At 37.2% G+C, this 17,419-nt stretch carries 17 protein-coding genes; 4 read left to right on the forward strand and 13 right to left on the reverse strand.

Translation table 11 applies throughout. From position 1 onward, the window contains the following. The first annotated feature begins 84 nt into the window (after positions 1 to 84). Positions 85 to 630 (forward strand): GNAT family N-acetyltransferase, encoded by a 546-nt coding sequence (locus DW721_RS09160; protein ID WP_022013076.1) that lies wholly within the window; start codon positions 85 to 87, stop codon positions 628 to 630. Here DW721_RS09160 and DW721_RS09165 read toward each other — a convergent pair. Next, entirely contained in the window at positions 615 to 1,808 is a 1,194-nt protein-coding gene (locus tag DW721_RS09165) for a DUF6128 domain-containing protein (RefSeq protein WP_118745563.1), read from the reverse strand. The genes DW721_RS09160 and DW721_RS09165 overlap by 16 nt on opposite strands. A gap of 537 nt (positions 1,809 to 2,345) precedes the next feature. Between DW721_RS09165 and DW721_RS09170 the strand changes: the two genes are divergently transcribed. Next, a complete protein-coding gene (locus DW721_RS09170; RefSeq protein ID WP_022013078.1) occupies positions 2,346 to 3,179 on the forward strand; it encodes an Mrp/NBP35 family ATP-binding protein in 834 nt (277 codons plus the stop codon). A gap of 150 nt (positions 3,180 to 3,329) precedes the next feature. Here the strand turns inward: DW721_RS09170 and spoIIID are convergent, their stop codons facing one another. The 4 genes from spoIIID to DW721_RS09190 all read right to left on the reverse strand — a co-directional run bounded on the left by spoIIID (position 3,330) and on the right by DW721_RS09190 (position 6,398). Next, complete coding sequence (gene spoIIID, locus DW721_RS09175) at positions 3,330 to 3,584, reverse strand: sporulation transcriptional regulator SpoIIID (RefSeq protein ID WP_055945646.1); 255 nt, start codon at positions 3,582 to 3,584, stop codon at positions 3,330 to 3,332. A gap of 225 nt (positions 3,585 to 3,809) precedes the next feature. After that, positions 3,810 to 4,496, reverse strand: a complete 687-nt coding sequence (gene pnuC, locus DW721_RS09180) for a nicotinamide riboside transporter PnuC (RefSeq protein WP_118745564.1) — start codon at positions 4,494 to 4,496, stop codon at positions 3,810 to 3,812. Positions 4,497 to 4,734: 238 nt separating this feature from the next. Continuing rightward, positions 4,735 to 5,223 carry an HD domain-containing protein gene (locus DW721_RS09185; protein ID WP_118745622.1) on the reverse strand — a complete coding sequence of 163 codons (489 nt, stop codon included), beginning with the start codon at positions 5,221 to 5,223 and terminating at the stop codon, positions 4,735 to 4,737. 65 nt (positions 5,224 to 5,288) lie between these two features. Further along, the gene (locus tag DW721_RS09190; protein WP_118745565.1) at positions 5,289 to 6,398 is read right to left on the reverse strand and encodes a hypothetical protein; all 1,110 of its coding nucleotides are present in this window, start codon (positions 6,396 to 6,398) and stop codon (positions 5,289 to 5,291) included. A 783-nt stretch (positions 6,399 to 7,181) separates the two neighbouring features. Here DW721_RS09190 and DW721_RS09195 point away from each other — a divergent pair. Together DW721_RS09195 and DW721_RS16095 are read left to right on the forward strand one after the other, a co-directional pair. After that, positions 7,182 to 9,188, forward strand: a complete 2,007-nt coding sequence (locus tag DW721_RS09195) for a glycoside hydrolase family 31 protein (protein ID WP_118745566.1) — start codon at positions 7,182 to 7,184, stop codon at positions 9,186 to 9,188. Between the two features lie 108 nt (positions 9,189 to 9,296). Then, on the forward strand, positions 9,297 to 9,467 hold the full coding sequence (locus DW721_RS16095; RefSeq protein ID WP_182436281.1) for a hypothetical protein: 171 nt from the start codon (positions 9,297 to 9,299) through the stop codon (positions 9,465 to 9,467). 4 nt (positions 9,468 to 9,471) lie between these two features. Here DW721_RS16095 and DW721_RS09200 read toward each other — a convergent pair whose 3' ends face one another. The 8 genes from DW721_RS09200 to DW721_RS09235 all read right to left on the reverse strand — a co-directional run bounded on the left by DW721_RS09200 (position 9,472) and on the right by DW721_RS09235 (position 17,337). Next, positions 9,472 to 10,182 (reverse strand): MBL fold metallo-hydrolase, encoded by a 711-nt coding sequence (locus DW721_RS09200; protein WP_118745567.1) that lies wholly within the window; start codon positions 10,180 to 10,182, stop codon positions 9,472 to 9,474. 286 nt (positions 10,183 to 10,468) lie between these two features. Next, positions 10,469 to 11,698: a Zn-dependent hydrolase gene (locus DW721_RS09205; RefSeq protein WP_118745568.1), complete on the reverse strand. Its 1,230-nt coding sequence runs from the start codon at positions 11,696 to 11,698 to the stop codon at positions 10,469 to 10,471. Between the two features lie 115 nt (positions 11,699 to 11,813). Continuing rightward, entirely contained in the window at positions 11,814 to 12,509 is a 696-nt protein-coding gene (gene urtE / locus DW721_RS09210; protein WP_118499132.1) for an urea ABC transporter ATP-binding subunit UrtE, read from the reverse strand. An 11-nt stretch (positions 12,510 to 12,520) separates the two neighbouring features. Continuing rightward, positions 12,521 to 13,258: an urea ABC transporter ATP-binding protein UrtD gene (urtD, locus tag DW721_RS09215; RefSeq protein ID WP_118745569.1), complete on the reverse strand. Its 738-nt coding sequence runs from the start codon at positions 13,256 to 13,258 to the stop codon at positions 12,521 to 12,523. A gap of 14 nt (positions 13,259 to 13,272) precedes the next feature. Beyond that, complete coding sequence (locus DW721_RS09220; protein ID WP_118745570.1) at positions 13,273 to 14,313, reverse strand: urea ABC transporter permease subunit UrtC; 1,041 nt, start codon at positions 14,311 to 14,313, stop codon at positions 13,273 to 13,275. Positions 14,314 to 14,329: 16 nt separating this feature from the next. After that, the gene (gene urtB / locus DW721_RS09225) at positions 14,330 to 15,193 is read right to left on the reverse strand and encodes an urea ABC transporter permease subunit UrtB (protein ID WP_182436282.1); all 864 of its coding nucleotides are present in this window, start codon (positions 15,191 to 15,193) and stop codon (positions 14,330 to 14,332) included. A gap of 114 nt (positions 15,194 to 15,307) precedes the next feature. Beyond that, the gene (locus DW721_RS09230) at positions 15,308 to 16,495 is read right to left on the reverse strand and encodes a transporter substrate-binding protein (protein ID WP_182436283.1); all 1,188 of its coding nucleotides are present in this window, start codon (positions 16,493 to 16,495) and stop codon (positions 15,308 to 15,310) included. Positions 16,496 to 16,662: 167 nt separating this feature from the next. Continuing rightward, positions 16,663 to 17,337 carry a cytidylate kinase-like family protein gene (locus DW721_RS09235; RefSeq protein WP_082440762.1) on the reverse strand — a complete coding sequence of 225 codons (675 nt, stop codon included), beginning with the start codon at positions 17,335 to 17,337 and terminating at the stop codon, positions 16,663 to 16,665. Positions 17,338 to 17,419: the final 82 nt, after the last annotated feature.

Consider the following 17,419-nt stretch of genomic DNA (forward strand, 5'->3'; position numbering starts at 1 on the left):
GCGACTGACAGCTCGCTGGCAGGTTTATGAATGTAAGAAATGCAAGGCTGAACTGTTACTTATTTCTAAAAAAGGAGATTTATCATGAATGTTTTCTATCAGACGGAGCGTCTTATTTTAAATATATTGCCGCCTTTGTGGGCACCTGCAGTTTTGAATTTTTATAAAACTAATAAGGATGTTCTTGAGGGCGTTGAGCCTGCAAGAAATTCACGATTTTATACCGAATCTTTTCAGAAAGCAAATCTCTCGGTAGAGTACAACAGCTTTTTTAAAAATAATTATATGCGCTATTGGATTTTTGACAAAAAAAATCCCGATTTTCCTATCGGGACTATTTGTTTCAGCAATTTTCTAAAAGGTGCTTTTAAAAGCTGTATGGTCGGTTATAAACTCGACAAAAATCATACCGGAAATGGCTATATGACGGAAGCACTCCGCTTTCTTCTCCCCGAACTCTGCCATAATTATCCCCTGCATCGCATAGAAGCCTATGTAATGCCTGATAACACAAGCTCCATACGGCTTCTCAACAATCTGGGATTTGTTAAAGAGGGATATCTCCACTCATTCGCAAAGATAAATGACAAATGGGAAGACCATCTTCTCTATACTTACTTTAGTGGATGAATCCAATAGCCGAATGTACCATTTTTGTCCTTAACTTCCCCTATAGGCTGAAAATATATAAAGCCATGCTGTCTTGCTATATTTTCATCATAGCTGTTATAAATCCCCGGCGAACCAACAGCATACTGCGTCTCTATGTCAGAAATCTTTATTTTTGCAAATATGATATGCCTGTAGCTGCAATAACCATGCAATAAAAATGTATTGTTTGCAAGTACCCACATTTTTATTGGAAGACAGCCTATGTCTTTCAATTCAATACGCACACTTTTATCTATTATTCCTGATGCAAACGGATACATCACCGGAAATGTGCTAAGTATCCTCTCCCCGAAATCTTTGTCGTTTTCCTCATAAACACTTGCTTTTATCACCATTTTTTCCGTATTTATGTCACTTTCCGCTCTTGTCTCAGCAACACTTGCGACCTCATCAGAGTCCATATTCTGCCCTGCATACTTTCCGAATTTTTCTGTATCATTCACCTCATATCCTTTGCCTGCCAAACTATTATCTGATAAATTATATACCTGCATACACTCATCACTAACATTTTCAAATATATTATTTTCATTTATTCTCTCTGCATTTTCTATATCTGATGTATTATTTTCATTCAGTCTTTTTTCATTTTCCATATCAAATACATTTTTCTCTTTTACGCTCTTCATATTGCCACTCTCATAAATATTTTTTCTCCCTGTATTGCTGCTCTCAGATATATTGTTTTCATTCAGTCTCTTTGTATTTTCTGTTTCAAAAATGCTGTCGGCAGGCATCTCCCTTGTTTTTGAAACAATCTCTATCTGCCCCAATTTAACCTCATCCCTCACCCATGAAGTCGCAAAAAACATTTCATCCGATATGTAAACCACAAGTCCGTCTATGTCATCAAATGAATAACCGGTCTGCTCAATATTGTTTTTATCAAGAGCAAATCTGCTGACAAGATTTCCCGATTTTGTCCCCATGTCCGACACTTCTATGCATTTTGCACCATGCTCTTTTTGAATATAAAGATATACTTTTGGAAACACTTCAAACGGAACCATCCTCATCTGAACAGTAAACCGGCACTGCACATCCATAAGTTCAATTCTTACAAATCCTGTATTCTGGCTTTTTGCACCATTTATATATTTGTATAAGTAAGATACCATTCTTTTATACTGACCCATAACATGCCTCCACTTTATAGCGTAAATTTTTGTGCATAAACCAGTTACCGGTCACAAATATTGTAAACAACATCAAAACCTCGTCACTGTCCACGCATACATTGCACGCAGCAACAAAAAATATGCACAACTTTAGTAACAGTTCAGCCATAAAAAGATAGTTGGCAGTACAATGAGCTTGTTCATTGTATTATTAAGTATCTTTTTATGGTAGAATAGCCTTTCATTTCTGAAATGAAATAAACATAAGCTGCATAGCAGCGACTGACAGCTTGCTGGCAGGTTTATGAATGTAAGAGATGCAAGGCTGAACTGTTACCAACTTTATGATATAAATATATGATATGTTTACAAAGATTATGACAAATGTATTTTTGACACTCCAAAACTAAAATGTTATACTACGATATTGAAGTTAATAAATAATTATGGAGGATAGTGCGAAAAATCCGATTTTTCGCACACAAGATTTGTGTCTGCGCACACTTGACACAAATTTGATATGCCCAAAAAACGTGTGCAGAAATGAGGATTATTATGAGTGAAAATTGTAATCATGACTGCTCTAGCTGTGGTGAAGCCTGTGCAAGCCGTGACCCTAAGAGTTTTATAGAAAAACCAAATGAAAAAAGTACAATCAAAAAAGTAATCGGTGTTATAAGCGGAAAAGGCGGTGTCGGCAAATCAATGATTTCTTCAATGCTTGCCGCAAACTTCCAGAAAAAAGGCTATAATACAGCCGTTCTTGACGCAGATATAACAGGTCCGTCAATCCCTAAGGCTTTTGGTATTACAGAGAGAGCCAGAGGTGATGAAAGCGGAATATACCCTGTTTATTCAAAAACGGGAATACAGACAATGTCCGTAAATCTTCTTCTTGATGATGCGACTGACCCGGTCATATGGCGTGGTCCTGTTATCGCCGGAACAGTAAAACAGTTCTGGCAGGATGTTATATGGACTGATGTTGATTATATGTTTGTAGATATGCCACCCGGAACAGGTGATGTAGCACTTACGGTATTCCAGTCAATACCGGTTGACGGAATCGTTATCGTAACATCTCCTCAGGAGCTTGTATCAATGATAGTTGCAAAAGCCGTAAAAATGGCACAGATGATGAATGTTCCTATTATAGGAATTATTGAAAATATGAGTTATGTGGAATGTCCGGACTGCGGAAAACACATCGAAGTATTTGGAAAAAGCCACCTTGCTGAAGTCGCCGCAGTATATAAACTGCCGATACTCGGTCAGATACCTATGACTCCTGCTATTGCAGCCGCAAGCGATGCCGGCGATGTAGAAAGTCTTGATGTTGACTGGTTTGATAAAGCAATAGAAGCTATAGTTGATGCCACTAAAGAATAACTGTAACACGCTGTAAACATATAAAATTTACTGATTATTGAATTATATATATTTACAGCCATAAGAAAAACAGCGTACAAATCATAAAATACAAAAACAGGGAGATAGAAACAATTATTTCTATCTCCTTGTCGTTTTTAACACTATCAATCACATATGCATATGTGCATATTTTTCCTTTGTAGCCATTCCTCCCCTTATATGTCTCTCTGATTTGTTCAGGTCAAGAACTTCCCTTACCTGCCCTGCCAGTGACGAATCAATGTTTTCGAGCCTTTCTGTAAGGTCTTTATGTACGGTAGATTTGCTTACTCCAAACACTTTAGCAGCCTGCCTTACGGTAGATTTATTTTCAATCATATAATTAGCAAGACTTACGGCTCTCTGACTTAATCTTTCATCTATTATGTATGCATTTTTTCTTCTCCTGTTTCTAAAATTTAGCTTTTCCACATTAAAAGCTCCTCTTATTTTTTTACATCATATGAGGAGCTTTTTTATTTTATGACAGGCTGCTGTTAAAAATTATTTAATGACACTCGCTTTACACCGTTTTTTATAACAGGCAATTCCATATTTAAAAATCCGCTACATACCATCATCACGAAGTTTTTCTTCATCCTAATATCTTCAAACTTCTGCCTGCTCTAACTCCCTCTGTTTCCAACTCATAAATCCATACATATCATTCATAAAAAATATACTAAAATTCACAACAACAGGAATATATGCCGGGTCTTTAAGTGATGCGAGCACCCACAGTATTATCAAAACAACATCGTTCGCAGCATACCACACCGCATAATACGATGACCTGAGCATCGTAAGTGACGCTGCAATAAAACTTGTAATTATCGAAATCGTACTAAAAATAATATTAGGTGTGTTAAAACTTTTAAGAATATAATAAAAAACTGCTGTCACAATTATTCCACTTATACAAAGTGCCACTATATGTTTTTTACTTAAAGACTGTATCTGTACTTCATTTCCATTATTTTCCGACGGATTTTCAATCCATGTTATCGTAGACCATACAGCCATTGGAAGCGTCATTCCGAGATATGTCATCATCTCTCCCCAGTAACGAAAGCGGAATGATATTATCCCGTAAAGAATACTAAAAAGTATCATAAGCACCTGACCACACACATTTCCTTTTGCGGCAAAAATAAGCGATGTTACACCTGTAAGTGCCGCAACAAGTGTGAGCAGGTCAAAATCTTTTGTCGCAAGATTTGATATTAGAACTATTATTATTGAGACAAGCCAGATAGACCATTCTTTTTTTGTCAATGTTTTTACCGGATTATTCATTATTATCTCCATTTCTTAAAAATCATTGTCTATTCTCCCATCTTCTTTACCAGCAATTCATGCATTACAATCATAAGTATAACAACGATAAACAGACCTCTCCAAAATGTTCCTATGTATAATAACATCAAAAATTTACGGTTTCAATGATAAATATCACACAAAAAAATACCCCATACAGACTATATTATAATAGTCACATACGGAATATTTCTTTTTACATTTCCACTAAAACAACTCAATCAATTCCAAATATTTCCGTACATATCTTCCTGCCGGAAGAAGTCTTAAAAATGCTGTCATATGCGTGTTTTACCGCCTTTTTTGACAGACTATCCTCATACATATTCACCAAAAAATCTGCTTCTACAAGAATTTGGTAATCAATGCCATCTATATCGTTATATGTATGATGACGACCAATAAGGTATTGCACTCTCTCTGACACATTCTGCGGAAAATCAAGACTTTCAAGCAACTTTTGTGCAAGTGCAGGTCCTTCTTTTTCCTGAAGTTTGCCATTGCAATCTCCATATTTTTCTTCGCACAAATGTATTCCTATATCATGTGTAAATGCCGCTGTTTCAATAATAAATAATGTGTCTTTATCGACATTTTCCATCTCGGCAATAAGTTTTGCATAGCTGTGGACTTTACAAAAATGCTGTATTCTTTTTGCGTCACCATTATATAATTTTATCATTTCAAAATGTAATTTATTTAACATTCCTACTCTTACTTCCTCACAATCCATCCGTAAATCCTTCTTTCTTTTTTATATTATGCTGTTTGTCATTCAGACTTAATCTGCCCTATTAACTCCAAAACCTTATCCTCTGTCTCCTCAATCTCGTCTGCTATCTGTGCTATAGCTTTGCCTTTGGCAAGTTTCTTTTTTATCTGTTCTTTTAAACTTTCGTTTCTTCCATTTTCTTCGCCAATCAGTATTCCCTTGTTATACATCTTCTTTGCTTCTGTCTCTATCACTTTTCCTCCCATAATTCCGTCAACTCCTTTCCTTATTCTCTCATATTTCCTTGCTATATTATCTATTACCTTTTTAGATAACTCAATAATTATTCTGCGTTCAAGTTCTGTCATTTTCCCCTGCTGTGTCAGTTCTTCCATTTTAATACATATTTCTTTAAACTCATTTACAAGTTCCTGTAATAAATTTTCATCCTCATTATACTTCGGAAAATTCGCTTCATGCGTAAATATATAAAACGGTATGAGCAAATAAATTTCTTTTTCCCATATATCCTCTAATGTATATGTCTGCATCTTTATTATCGGTATGTCATACTTTACCTCTCCACCGGGAGTCACAAACCTCATTGTCATAACATCGCCAGTATTTTTGTTTGAACGAAGATATAATACCGCTGAATGTGGGAATGTAACTGTTAATACTCCGTCACTCTTTTTGCCGCCATCATCACCGACTATCTTCTCAATAGTCGCATCATCGAGTGCTATCTGAGAATCATACTCAAAGAAACGAAGTACCATGCTGTTGTCTATCGTGCTTTGACACTCCAAATGATATTTCTTTTCTATATCACCTTTAATAACCTTGAAACTTGCGTCTGTGATTATCTTATCTTCCGCTCCTTTTTGTTTATTCTGATAATGATAGTCATTTGCAAAAACGATTGTTTCCGTGCCGTCATAGTTTTCCCCGAATACCTCATTCAGAAGCGGCAGTATAAATCTTGAGCAGTCGTTTAACATAGTTCGGAACACATCGTCATAAGGCGTGCCGGTTATGTTTTCACTATTTACTTTTTCGTAATTCTTTTTAATATCACTTGCTTTTATTCTAATATTATTATGATATTCCAAAGTGTTACTGTTTTGATTTTTATCATTTTTAATTTTATTCTCGCTTTTTTTCTCCATCTATGTACCTCCATTATACTTATTTTATATTTTATTTTCAATAAAATCCGTAACACTTCAGCCATAAAAATAATTGGCTGATTTATGAATTCAGAAAATGAAAGACTGAACTGTTATTCCAAAATTCAGATACTTCGTATTTGTGTCTTATTTTCAATTACCATTGCTGATTTTTATCTTTGAGTGAAGCGGGATATTGACAATTCGATTTACTACTGATACAGGCAAGTCCACACCTGCTATTTATTACTCTATGCAATAAAAACGTGGAAGTTTATTGATAGTGTCATATTTCAAAATTTAAGCCTTTTCTGATTTGATTATTTTAGTACCATAAAATTGTAGTTATCAGAGAGTAATTAACTCTCACATCTGCACTTATTTTTTATACTCCAAAAGCACCATATTGATTATTATTGATTTCTTTAATTATATGGATTATATTTGAGGAATTTTGTTTTGATTTTTAATGTAAAAATGACTACATGATATATAAATATCAAAAGAAAATATTTTCAATGAAAAAATGACTTAATACCTACATTAATAAAAATAAGAATATGCAAAAACATTACCGACAGCACCATATACGCATGGTTTTAACCGGTAACTAAATGTTTTCAGATATGGTAACATACACCCAGACTTTTTTCTATTGTAATTTTCCACAATTTTATTTTTTCTTTTTGTATATTTTCCACAACAACATTGATATATCCATGCACATGATTTATATTATTTACAGATAGTTTTTGTTTTCCGAAATCACTTTAGGAGGTACATATGAATTTTTTTGAATACACTGACAAAGAATTATTTTTCCGCAATGACGGAGAACTTCTAAGTATTATGGCATGGGGCAATAACAGTCTGCGTGTCCAGTCATCACTTATGGATAAAATTCCCGACGGATGCGTTGCTCTTATAAATCCTGATGTCGACAATATGTCTGATATTGATATTAAGATTACTGACGAACGCCATGCCCATATCCGAAACGGTCTTATCACCGCAAAATTATATGTTCAGGAATGGGGCAATGCCTTACAGATTTCTTTTTACAATGAAAAGAACGAACTCATTCTCCGTGAGATAGCAAACGGCGGTGCTCTTACCAAAAAAGCTCGTTATTTCCACACGCTAAACGGTGACAGTTACCGATTAAAAGCAAGTTTTGAGCCTTCAGCTTCAGAAAAGATTTATGGAATGGGACAGTACCAGCAGGAAATTTTTGACCTAAAAGGATGCAATCTCGAACTTGCACACCGCAATTCACAGGCAAGCATACCTTTTTATATTTCAAGTCTCGGCTATGGTTTTCTGTGGCATAATGCCGCTGTCGGAGAAGTTCATTTTGGCAAGAATACTACTGAATGGGTTGCCGAGTCAACCGACAAACTTGATTATTGGATAACCGCCGGAAATTCTCCTGCACAGATTGAGGAGCAGTTCGCCTGCTGCACCGGAAAATCCCCTATGATGCCTGAGTACGGTCTTGGTTTCTGGCAGTGCAAACTCCGTTACTATAATCAGAAACAGGTTATCGATGTCGCAAGAGAATACAAAAAGAGAGAGATTCCTATTGATGTTCTGGTTATCGACTACTACCACTGGTCACACTGCGGTGACTGGCATTTTGACGAGGAATACTTCCCTGAACCGGAAAAAATGATAAAAGAACTTAAAGATATGGGAATAGAGACAATGGTTTCTATATGGCCTCAGGTTGAATGGAACAGTGAAAATTTCGAGGAAATGAAGCAGCAGGGACTTCTCGTAAAGCAAAATTCGGGTATTGATGTTCAGATGACTTTTCACGGAAACAATGTCTTTATGGATGCGACAAATCCACGCACAAGAAAATATGTGTGGGAAAAATGTAAAAAGAATTATGCTGATATGGGAGTTAAGACATTCTGGCTTGACGAAGCTGAACCTGAATTTACCAATTATAATTATGAGCGTTACCAGTATCATGCCGGACCTGTCTCAAAAATCGGAAACATATATCCGAGAGAATATTCAAAACTTTTTTATGAGGGTCAGAAAGAGATGGGACAAAATGATATTGTCAATCTTGTGCGCTGTGCATGGGTAGGCAGTCAGCGATATGGTGCTCTTGTCTGGTCAGGAGATATTTTTTCTTCCTATGAAGATTTCCGCAAACAGATATGTGCCGGACTTCACATGGGACTCTGCGGTATTCCATGGTGGACAACTGACATTGGAGGATTTCACGGTGGAAATATTGAAAGTGATGATTTTAAAGAGCTTCTTTTACGCTGGTTCCAGTTTGGAACATTCTGCCCTGTCATGAGAATACACGGCTGCCGCCAGCCATACACAAACCTCAAAAACAAAGCCGGTGAAGTCCGTGAGGGAACGGGAGCTGACAATGAAGTCTGGAGTTACGGCGAAGAAGCCTATACGATAATGGTTAAATTCATCCATGTGCGTGAACTTATGAGAAATTATATCCGCAGCCTTATGAAAGAAGCACACGAAAAGGGAACTCCTGTTATGCGTACGCTTTTCTATGAATTTCCTGACGATGACTGTTGGAATATTTACGATGAGTATATGTTTGGCAGTGAAATTTTAGTTGCTCCGGTATGCCATGAGCATGAAACAAAACGAGAAGTTTATCTGCCATCCGGTCATTCATGGACTCTTGCACACAATGGCAAAGTGTATGAGGGCGGTAAAACTTACAGTATTGACGCACCGATAGATACGCTCCCTGTCTTTCTTAAAGACGGTTCAAACGAATATCTTATCGGTGAAATCTGATTTTATACTATGATGCAAGGGTCAAAAGCAGATAGCAATGTATGTTTACATACAAATTGCTATCTGGTGGCTTGACCCTCCAAACACCGACAATAAGCTTGGAGGTGTTTGGAGGATTGCGAAAAATGTATTGCTATCGGATTTGCTGAAAGCGAAATAAAAATTATTCTTAATATGCACAAAAAAGGATTTCCTTTAGAACAGATAGCTTTAGCCACTGACAAAAATATTGATGATATAAAAACTATTATTGATAGTCCCAAAAATAAAGCTATTTAATATTTTATTCACCCATACCTGCATCAATCCACGGCTCATTCTTCTCTCTCATAGCGTATATCTTTTCAAGCCATGATATAACAGCCTGTTTTTTCTGCACAAACGGCTCTCTGTGACTGAGAAGAACATATGGAGCCGCCATCTTTTTTAATATATCAATCTGCTGTTTCAAAATTCCGGCATTATAGACAGTCTTATCACCCTTATGAGCCGGATACAGAGCATCGCCAAGCAGACAATATTTATTATTAACCAAAAGAGCAAGCGAACCCTTAGCATGGCTTGACGGCATCTGAAAAATTCTAAGTTTTATGTCTGTTTCATCCACATTTATATCACTCTCAACAATCTCACCGATATGTGTATATTTGTATGTGTTTTTCCCCTGATACAGACTCTCCCACTTTATATGTTGCACATTTGCAATATGGTCAGGATGAAAATGCGACAAAATAATCTTAATCTTCTTTCCTTTTTGCTTTGAAATCTCCGCAAGCATTTCAGGAATATTTTCATTACTTCCAACATCATAAACCCACAGATACTTTTCACCCTCAATCACGGACACATTAGCAGAAAGCGGTTTTATAGCCGGCGTGATATAAGAAAAATAATCCGTAACACACTTCCATGTCGGAAACTGTTTATTATTGCTGTTATCAACATCCTGAATCTTTGTAATCTCTGCACTGTTTTCTCTCATATCCGCTGCCATAATTAACGCCCTCTCATTCTTCAATACATACAACTGCCAAACCCTTTTTTATCTGGTAAAGCAGATATTGGTGGTACGCTCTGCCACTTTGCGACTTCCTTGATAGGATTCAAATCTAACAGCATTGTAGCATTTTGTATATACAATTTCAATTACTTGCATCAAAAACAGCCGTAAATATGGATTATTAGTTACTGTCCACACCTACGGTGTTCTCCGAGCGAAAGCGTCACTGAGGTGAAATATAATCCTTATTTACGGCGTCCGTTTTCCAAATCCAAAAAATCTACAACTCTTCATCCATCTTAAGCAATGTATTTAAAAGTACATTTGCTCCTTTTAAGCAATTCTCAGGTGTGGAATATTCAAGTTCGCAATGACTGTGTCCCTCTACACTAGGCACAAATATCATTGTCGTTGGTATAACATCACACATATACTGTGCATCATGTCCGGCACCACTATACATTTTTTTGTATGTATAGCCGAGTTCTTTTACGCTGTCCTCGACAAATCCGACAAGTTTTTTATTAAAATATACAGTATCTCTTGCCCATGCTTCTTTTTTTTCGACAGTGCATTTTTCTAATGACTCAGGCAGATTTTTTATTACTTCGACTACCTGCTCCATGACTTTCGGGTCTTTATGCCTTGAATCAAGTGTCAGTTTCACTTCATCAGGTATTATCGTGTGAATGTTTGGATGTGCTGATATTTTTCCTGTCGTATAGACGAGTTCTGCATCAAGCTTATCAAGATTTTCATGCAGATAATCTATGACTTTTGCACAGGCATACAGTGCATCTTTTCTGTATTTCATAGGAAATGTTCCCGCATGGTCTGCCTGTCCACGCATCGTAAATTCATAATTTACCATGCCGCACACGCCCTCGACTATTCCGACCTCTTTATTTTCCGCATCAAGCACCGGTCCCTGCTCAGCATGAAGTTCCACAAGTCCTGCCGTCTTTTCAGGGTTCATCCTGTTTTCTTCACTGCCCTTATATCCGCTTTTTTCGAGTGCATCTTTAAAATAATATCCCGTAATATCTTTAGCTTCACTGTTAAGCATATCTTCCTTTTTAAATTTACCACACAAAACTCCGGATGACATCATTGCAGGCTCAAATCTTGCACCCTCCTCGTTTGTCCAGACAACAACCGTTATCGGATGACGATGTGGTATCTTGTCAGTGACTATTGTTTCAACTGCCTCCATCGCACTTAAAACGCCAAGAACACCGTCATAATTTCCGCCCTGTCTTACCGAATCAAGATGCGAACCACTAAGTATAGCAGGAAGATTTTCACTTCCTGGAATAGTGGCATATATATTTGCCATATCATCGGTCACGATATTTGCTCCAAGTTTTTTTAATCTCTCACAAAACTCCTCCCTTGCCGCCAAAGCCTCATCCGACAGCGAAAGTCTTGTAATACCGCCATTACCTGTATCACCAAACTTGCTAAAAGTTTTAATTTTCTCACTCAGTCTGTCTAAATCACATTTATACATAAAACCTGCCTCCCTCATCTAAAATCACAAAAGCATAGCACGAGCGTGCCTGCGTTATTATCCGTTATATAGACACAATCAACACAACCTGCAATATATTTTTCGCTCCAAAAAATCATACACTCATATACTTCTTACTAAGCTCATCCGTAAGTTCGTCCATCTGCCCCTGTGCCACAATTGAACCTTTCTGCATAATCAAAAATCTGTCACCAAGTTTTCTTGCAAATCTAAGGTTCTGCTCGACTACTATTATCGGTACTTTCTTTTCCTTATGATACCTTGTAAGTATATCCGCTATATCCGACACTATATTAGGCTGTATTCCCTCGGTCGGCTCATCTAGTATCAATATCTTTGGATCACTCATTAATGCTCTTGCGATTGCAAGCTGCTGCTGTTGCCCACCCGATAATACACCGCCTTTTCTCTTTAAGTGCTGTGTAAGTACCGGAAAATATTCAAATATTTCCTCAACTTTTTTTGCATAATCCACCTTGTGTGCCAATGCCCCAAGTTCAAGATTTTCCTGCACCGTAAGCTGTGGTATTATCTCCCTGCCCTGCGGAACATATGCTATTCCTTTTCTTGAACGCTCATACGGTTTTAGTTTTGTCACTTTATCTGAATTAAGACTTATATCTCCCGTTTTTGCCGGAAGAAGTCCTATTATGCTTTTTAATAATGTTGTCTTTCCAACACCGTTTCTCCCAAGTAAAATAAGTTTCTCGTCATCTTTTATCTCAAATGATACATTATAAACAACCTGACTTTTTCCATAACTTACCGATACATCATCTACTTTTAACATAGCAAGCCTCCTTAATCAGTTTTCAGATATACACGCACAACCTCAGGATTTGAGGTTATGTCATCATAACTTCCCTCGGCAAGTATCTCGCCCTGGCTGAGTACCGTTATCTTCTCTGAAATCTGTTTTACAAAATCAATATCATGTTCTACCACGATTAATGTTTTATCTTTCATCACATTTAAGATAAGTTCACCTGTCTTGTATGTTTCATCCGCCGTCATTCCCGCGGTAGGCTCATCAAGTGTTATTATCTCAGGATTTTGTGCAAGAACCATACCTATTTCAAGCCATTGTCTTTGTCCGTGTGAAAGATAGTTTGGAAGTATTTCTTTTTCATCTTTTAGATTTATCTGTTCCAGAATTTCGTCTATTTTTTCCTGAATGTTCTTTTTTCTTCGATATGTAAATGTCTTTAATAAACTGCTGTAACCAGAAAGTGCAACTTCTACATTTTCCTCGACCGTCATATAATCAAATATATTCGGTCCCTGAAATTTTCGTCCTACTTTAAATTTATCCGAAATTTCATATGCATCTTTGCCCGCTATATTTTTGCCATCTAAAAGTATGCTTCCATATGTAGGCTTTGTTTTTCCTGTTATCATATCTATTATGGTGGTCTTTCCCGCACCATTTGGTCCGATAAGCGTTCTGAGTTCACCCTTTTCAATCGTCATGTTCACTTCATTGACAGCACGAAAACCGCTAAATTCAACCGTCAGATTTTTTAATTCAAGATAGCCCATATAGTCACCTCTTTCTACGCTTTCTTTTTGGTTCTGCGATTATACTGGATATTTTTCAATGTTCCTATAACACCGTTTGGCAGGAACAATACGACTACTATCAAAATCACACCGAGTACAAGCTGCCATATCTCTCCAAAACTGCTTGACAATTTACTCTGCAGAAAACTTACAAACAATGCACCTATCATCGCTCCTGAGAGATTTCCCCTGCCTCCCACGGCAAGCCATACAAGCATCATTGTTGAAAATGTGACACCCGCACTTTCTATTGAGATAAATGATGTCATCGGTACATAGAGCATACCTGCATATCCTGCTATTGCTCCCGCAATGGCAAATAATGTCATCTTAAACACTGCCGGATTGTAACCTAAGAAACGAAGTCTTGCTTCATTATCTCTTACCGATTTGATGACTTTTCCAAATCGTGATTCAGTAATCCATAAACACAAAATATAAATAACAACAAGTGATATAAATGCTATGTAATACCACTGCACTATGCTTACCGGATGCCCGCCTATCGTTATCTTATTCAGTCCTAAAGCAATTCCGTTGACACCGCTTGAACCTCCGGTATAAGACTGGTTTGTTGTTATAAAAAGTTCAAACAACCCCGCAAATGCAAGCGTTATAACATTGTAAAATACACCTTTTATCTTGCTCGTAAAAATAAAATAACCAAGTACAAGTGCAACAAGTGCCGGAATTAAAACTCCGAGTATTATCGCAACAGGAATACTTTTGAGTGGTGCATAAATTGCCGGAAGTTTCCCAAGACTGCTCATAAATGCAGGAAGTCCGTCCTGACAGGCTAGAGAAATTCCAACGATATAACCGCCCATTCCAAAAAATACCGCAAAACCGAGATTCATCAGACCGCCATATCCCCAGAGGATGTCGAGTGCGAGAGCAGCAATCATATATGTTATAAATTTTCCTAAAATCTGTGTACTGTATAAATTTGCCACAAACGGTACAAATGCAAGTGCAATTATCACTATAATTGCAAGATATTTGTCGATGGTAGCTTTTTTTAATCTTTCTTTCATGGTACTGCCTCCTTTCCTATCTCTTATCCTTTGCTGAGAACAATCCCTGCGGCTTAAATCTGATAACAACTATTATCACGACAAATATAAGAAGTTTTGCCGTTACAAGACTCATAAAACTTGCCATTACCGAAACTGCTTCCTGAATGACTACCGAGCCAAACAGCGAGCCAACGATAGAATTTAATCCGCCAAGTATAACAACTAAGAAACTGTCTACGATATAGTCAGTTCCCATTCCGGGTGATACACTTGAAACAGGAGCGAGAAGTATTCCCGCAAGTCCTGCGAGTGCACATCCGTATCCGAATGTTATCTTGTCGATAATACCTGAATTTACACCGAGACACTGTGTCATTTGTCTGTTCTGTGTGATGGCTCTAAGCTGCATTCCATAAGATGTTTTATAAAACAATCCGAGTGTAACAAAAAGAACTATTAATGCCATCATTATAAGAAACATATCGTAATAAGGAATTGTCACACCTCCAAGATGCAGGCTTCCTTTTATCGGCATTGCAAGATTTTGATTTTCAGGTCCGAATATCATTCTCACTATCTGCTGTATGATATATGTAAGTGCAAAGGTTACAAGCAATGTCTCCGCAACCTTGCCATAAATCTTTCTTATCAGAAAATGTTCTATCAATGCTCCTATAAGTCCCGTTGCAATGACGGTCAGGATAACCGCCACCGCAAAAGGAAGGTGGAGACTGTTCACAAATACACATCCAAAGTATGCACCGAGCATTATCATCTCTCCATGAGCCATATTTACAACATCGAGCATACCGAATGTAATAACAAGCCCTATGGCAACGAGAAACAATTCCGCCGAGCCGCTTATTCCATTAATTATCTGAGAGACAACTAACTCCATATACATTCCTCCTAGTCATCATTTTATACATATGTAAAACTGTGCCTGCGTCAGTATTTGTTATATCCTCGCAATTAACACAACATATAATCCGTTTCACAAGTCTTTGATATTTTAGTCTGTAACCGGTTCTACGAGTCCGTCAGACTTTGAAACAATATCAAATGTAAGGTCTTTATTAACTTTTCCAATATAGATTGGAAGCCATGCGTGATGATTTTTCTCGTCCATCTTTATCTTTCCTGCCGGACAGCTTATCTCCATTCCTGCTGCCGCTTTTACAATATCAGCAGGTTTTGTCGAACCGACTTTTTCAATGGCATCCGCAAGCATATACACACCTGTATATGTAGACTCCGCACCGTTATTGACTGTTGTGTCAGTGCCGTATTTTTCTTTGTATTTCTTTACAAACTCATCTGATTCTGTAGTTCCAAGAACATTAAAATAATTAAAGCATGAATATGTTCCGACTGCTGCCTTGCCGATACCTTTTACAGTTCCCTCATGACAGGCAACTGAGCATATTGGAGTCTTTTTCATATCTATTCCGTACTGTGAGCAGTCTGAATAAAATGATACTGAATCATTACCTGCAACTGCTGAGAATATAACATCAGGCTTTGCACTCTTAATCTTATTTACGATAGAAGCAAAATCCGTTGTTCCTGACGGTGCATACTCCTCACCGACACATTCAGCACCGAGGTCTTTAAGTTTCTTCTTTGCATAACTTATAGTATTTTTAGGAAACTCATAATCTGAACCAACAAAGAATATCTTCTTTCCGATATTTTTTGTTATATATGGTAAAAATCCGTCTACCTGCTGACTTGGAACAGTATTTGTATAAAGAACATTGTCAGATGGTTTTTCACCCTCATAAAATGTATTATAAACAAGCAGGTTATCATATTTTTCGATAATAGGCTCTACTGAAAGTCTTGTCGATGTTGAGTTTGTTCCGACAATCGCACACACCTTGTCATTTAATATAAGTTCCTGTGCTTTCTCGGCTGCCATTGAAGGGTCTGAACCGTAATCGCTGTAGATTGCCTTAATCTTTTTGCCGTTTATTCCGCCTTTTTCATTTATCTCATCGATTGCCATCTGTGCACAGTTTTTCATAGGCGTTTCTGAAATTGAAAAATCACCTGTTGTACTGAGCAAAACTCCAACTTTTATAGTATCGCTCTTGTCGCCTGAGTCTGATTTTGACTCACTGCTGATAGCTGAGTCACAGCCTGTCATTCCAAAAACCATCGCCGCCGCTAAAACTAAAGATAATAATTTCTTTCTCATATATGCCTCCATTCCTGCACTATACTTTGTGCAAATCATATTTTTTTCTGTTAAACACTTTTTAATTTACGGCTTTCTGCCTTTTATTAAAAAAAGCCATTTGTCTTAAACAAGTTAATTTGTTGTTATAAAAAAAGAAGCCTCAAAGCCATATTTTCATATAACTTTTAAGACTCCTTTGTCTCATTTTTATCATTGCAATTTTCAATTTTCTTACCACGGCACTCCATCTGATATTTCACATATTGAATAATAACATCAGCACATCTTGTCCTGCCGACCTTGTCACTGTTTACAAACAAATCATAATTTGTAGGATTTGTCCAATCCTTTCCGGTATAATACCTGTAATAATCTGCCCTGTACTTATCCGTCTTTTTAATAAGCCTGTTCGCCTCTGCCTCGGTTACTCCCATCTTTGAAACAATCGACTTCACGCAGGCATCTCTCGGTGCATCAATATATATTCTGAAAACATTATCAAAGTAATCAAGAATATGGTCAGCACATTTGCCAACGATAATACAGGATTCACTAAGTGCAAGTGACCTTATTATCTGTGCCTGAAGATTAAAAAGATTAATGTCTGATTCAAAAGCTTTTTCCTCAGGTGATGCGACCGTTATTGTCGGAATCCCTTTTAAACGCTTTGAAAAAATACTTCCCCGCAGCCTTTCATCCGTCTGCTCAAACAATGTTCTGTTTAGACCGCTTCTGTCAGATGCCATGTCAAGGATTTCACGCTCATAACACGGAATCCCCAGCTTTTTTCCAATCTCTAAAGCAATCTGCTTTCCGCCGCTGCCAAAACCACGGGCAATCGTAATAACAAAATTGTTCATCTCACACCTCATTTCTACAAAGCCTGTAAGCCTGTTTTCAAAAGCAATACAACATCTTAAATCATTGACTGTCACACTTATG

The sequence above is a fragment of the Clostridium sp. AM27-31LB genome (genome assembly GCF_003480745.1).
Taxonomy (GTDB): Bacteria; Bacillota; Clostridia; order Lachnospirales; family Lachnospiraceae; genus Butyribacter; species Butyribacter intestini.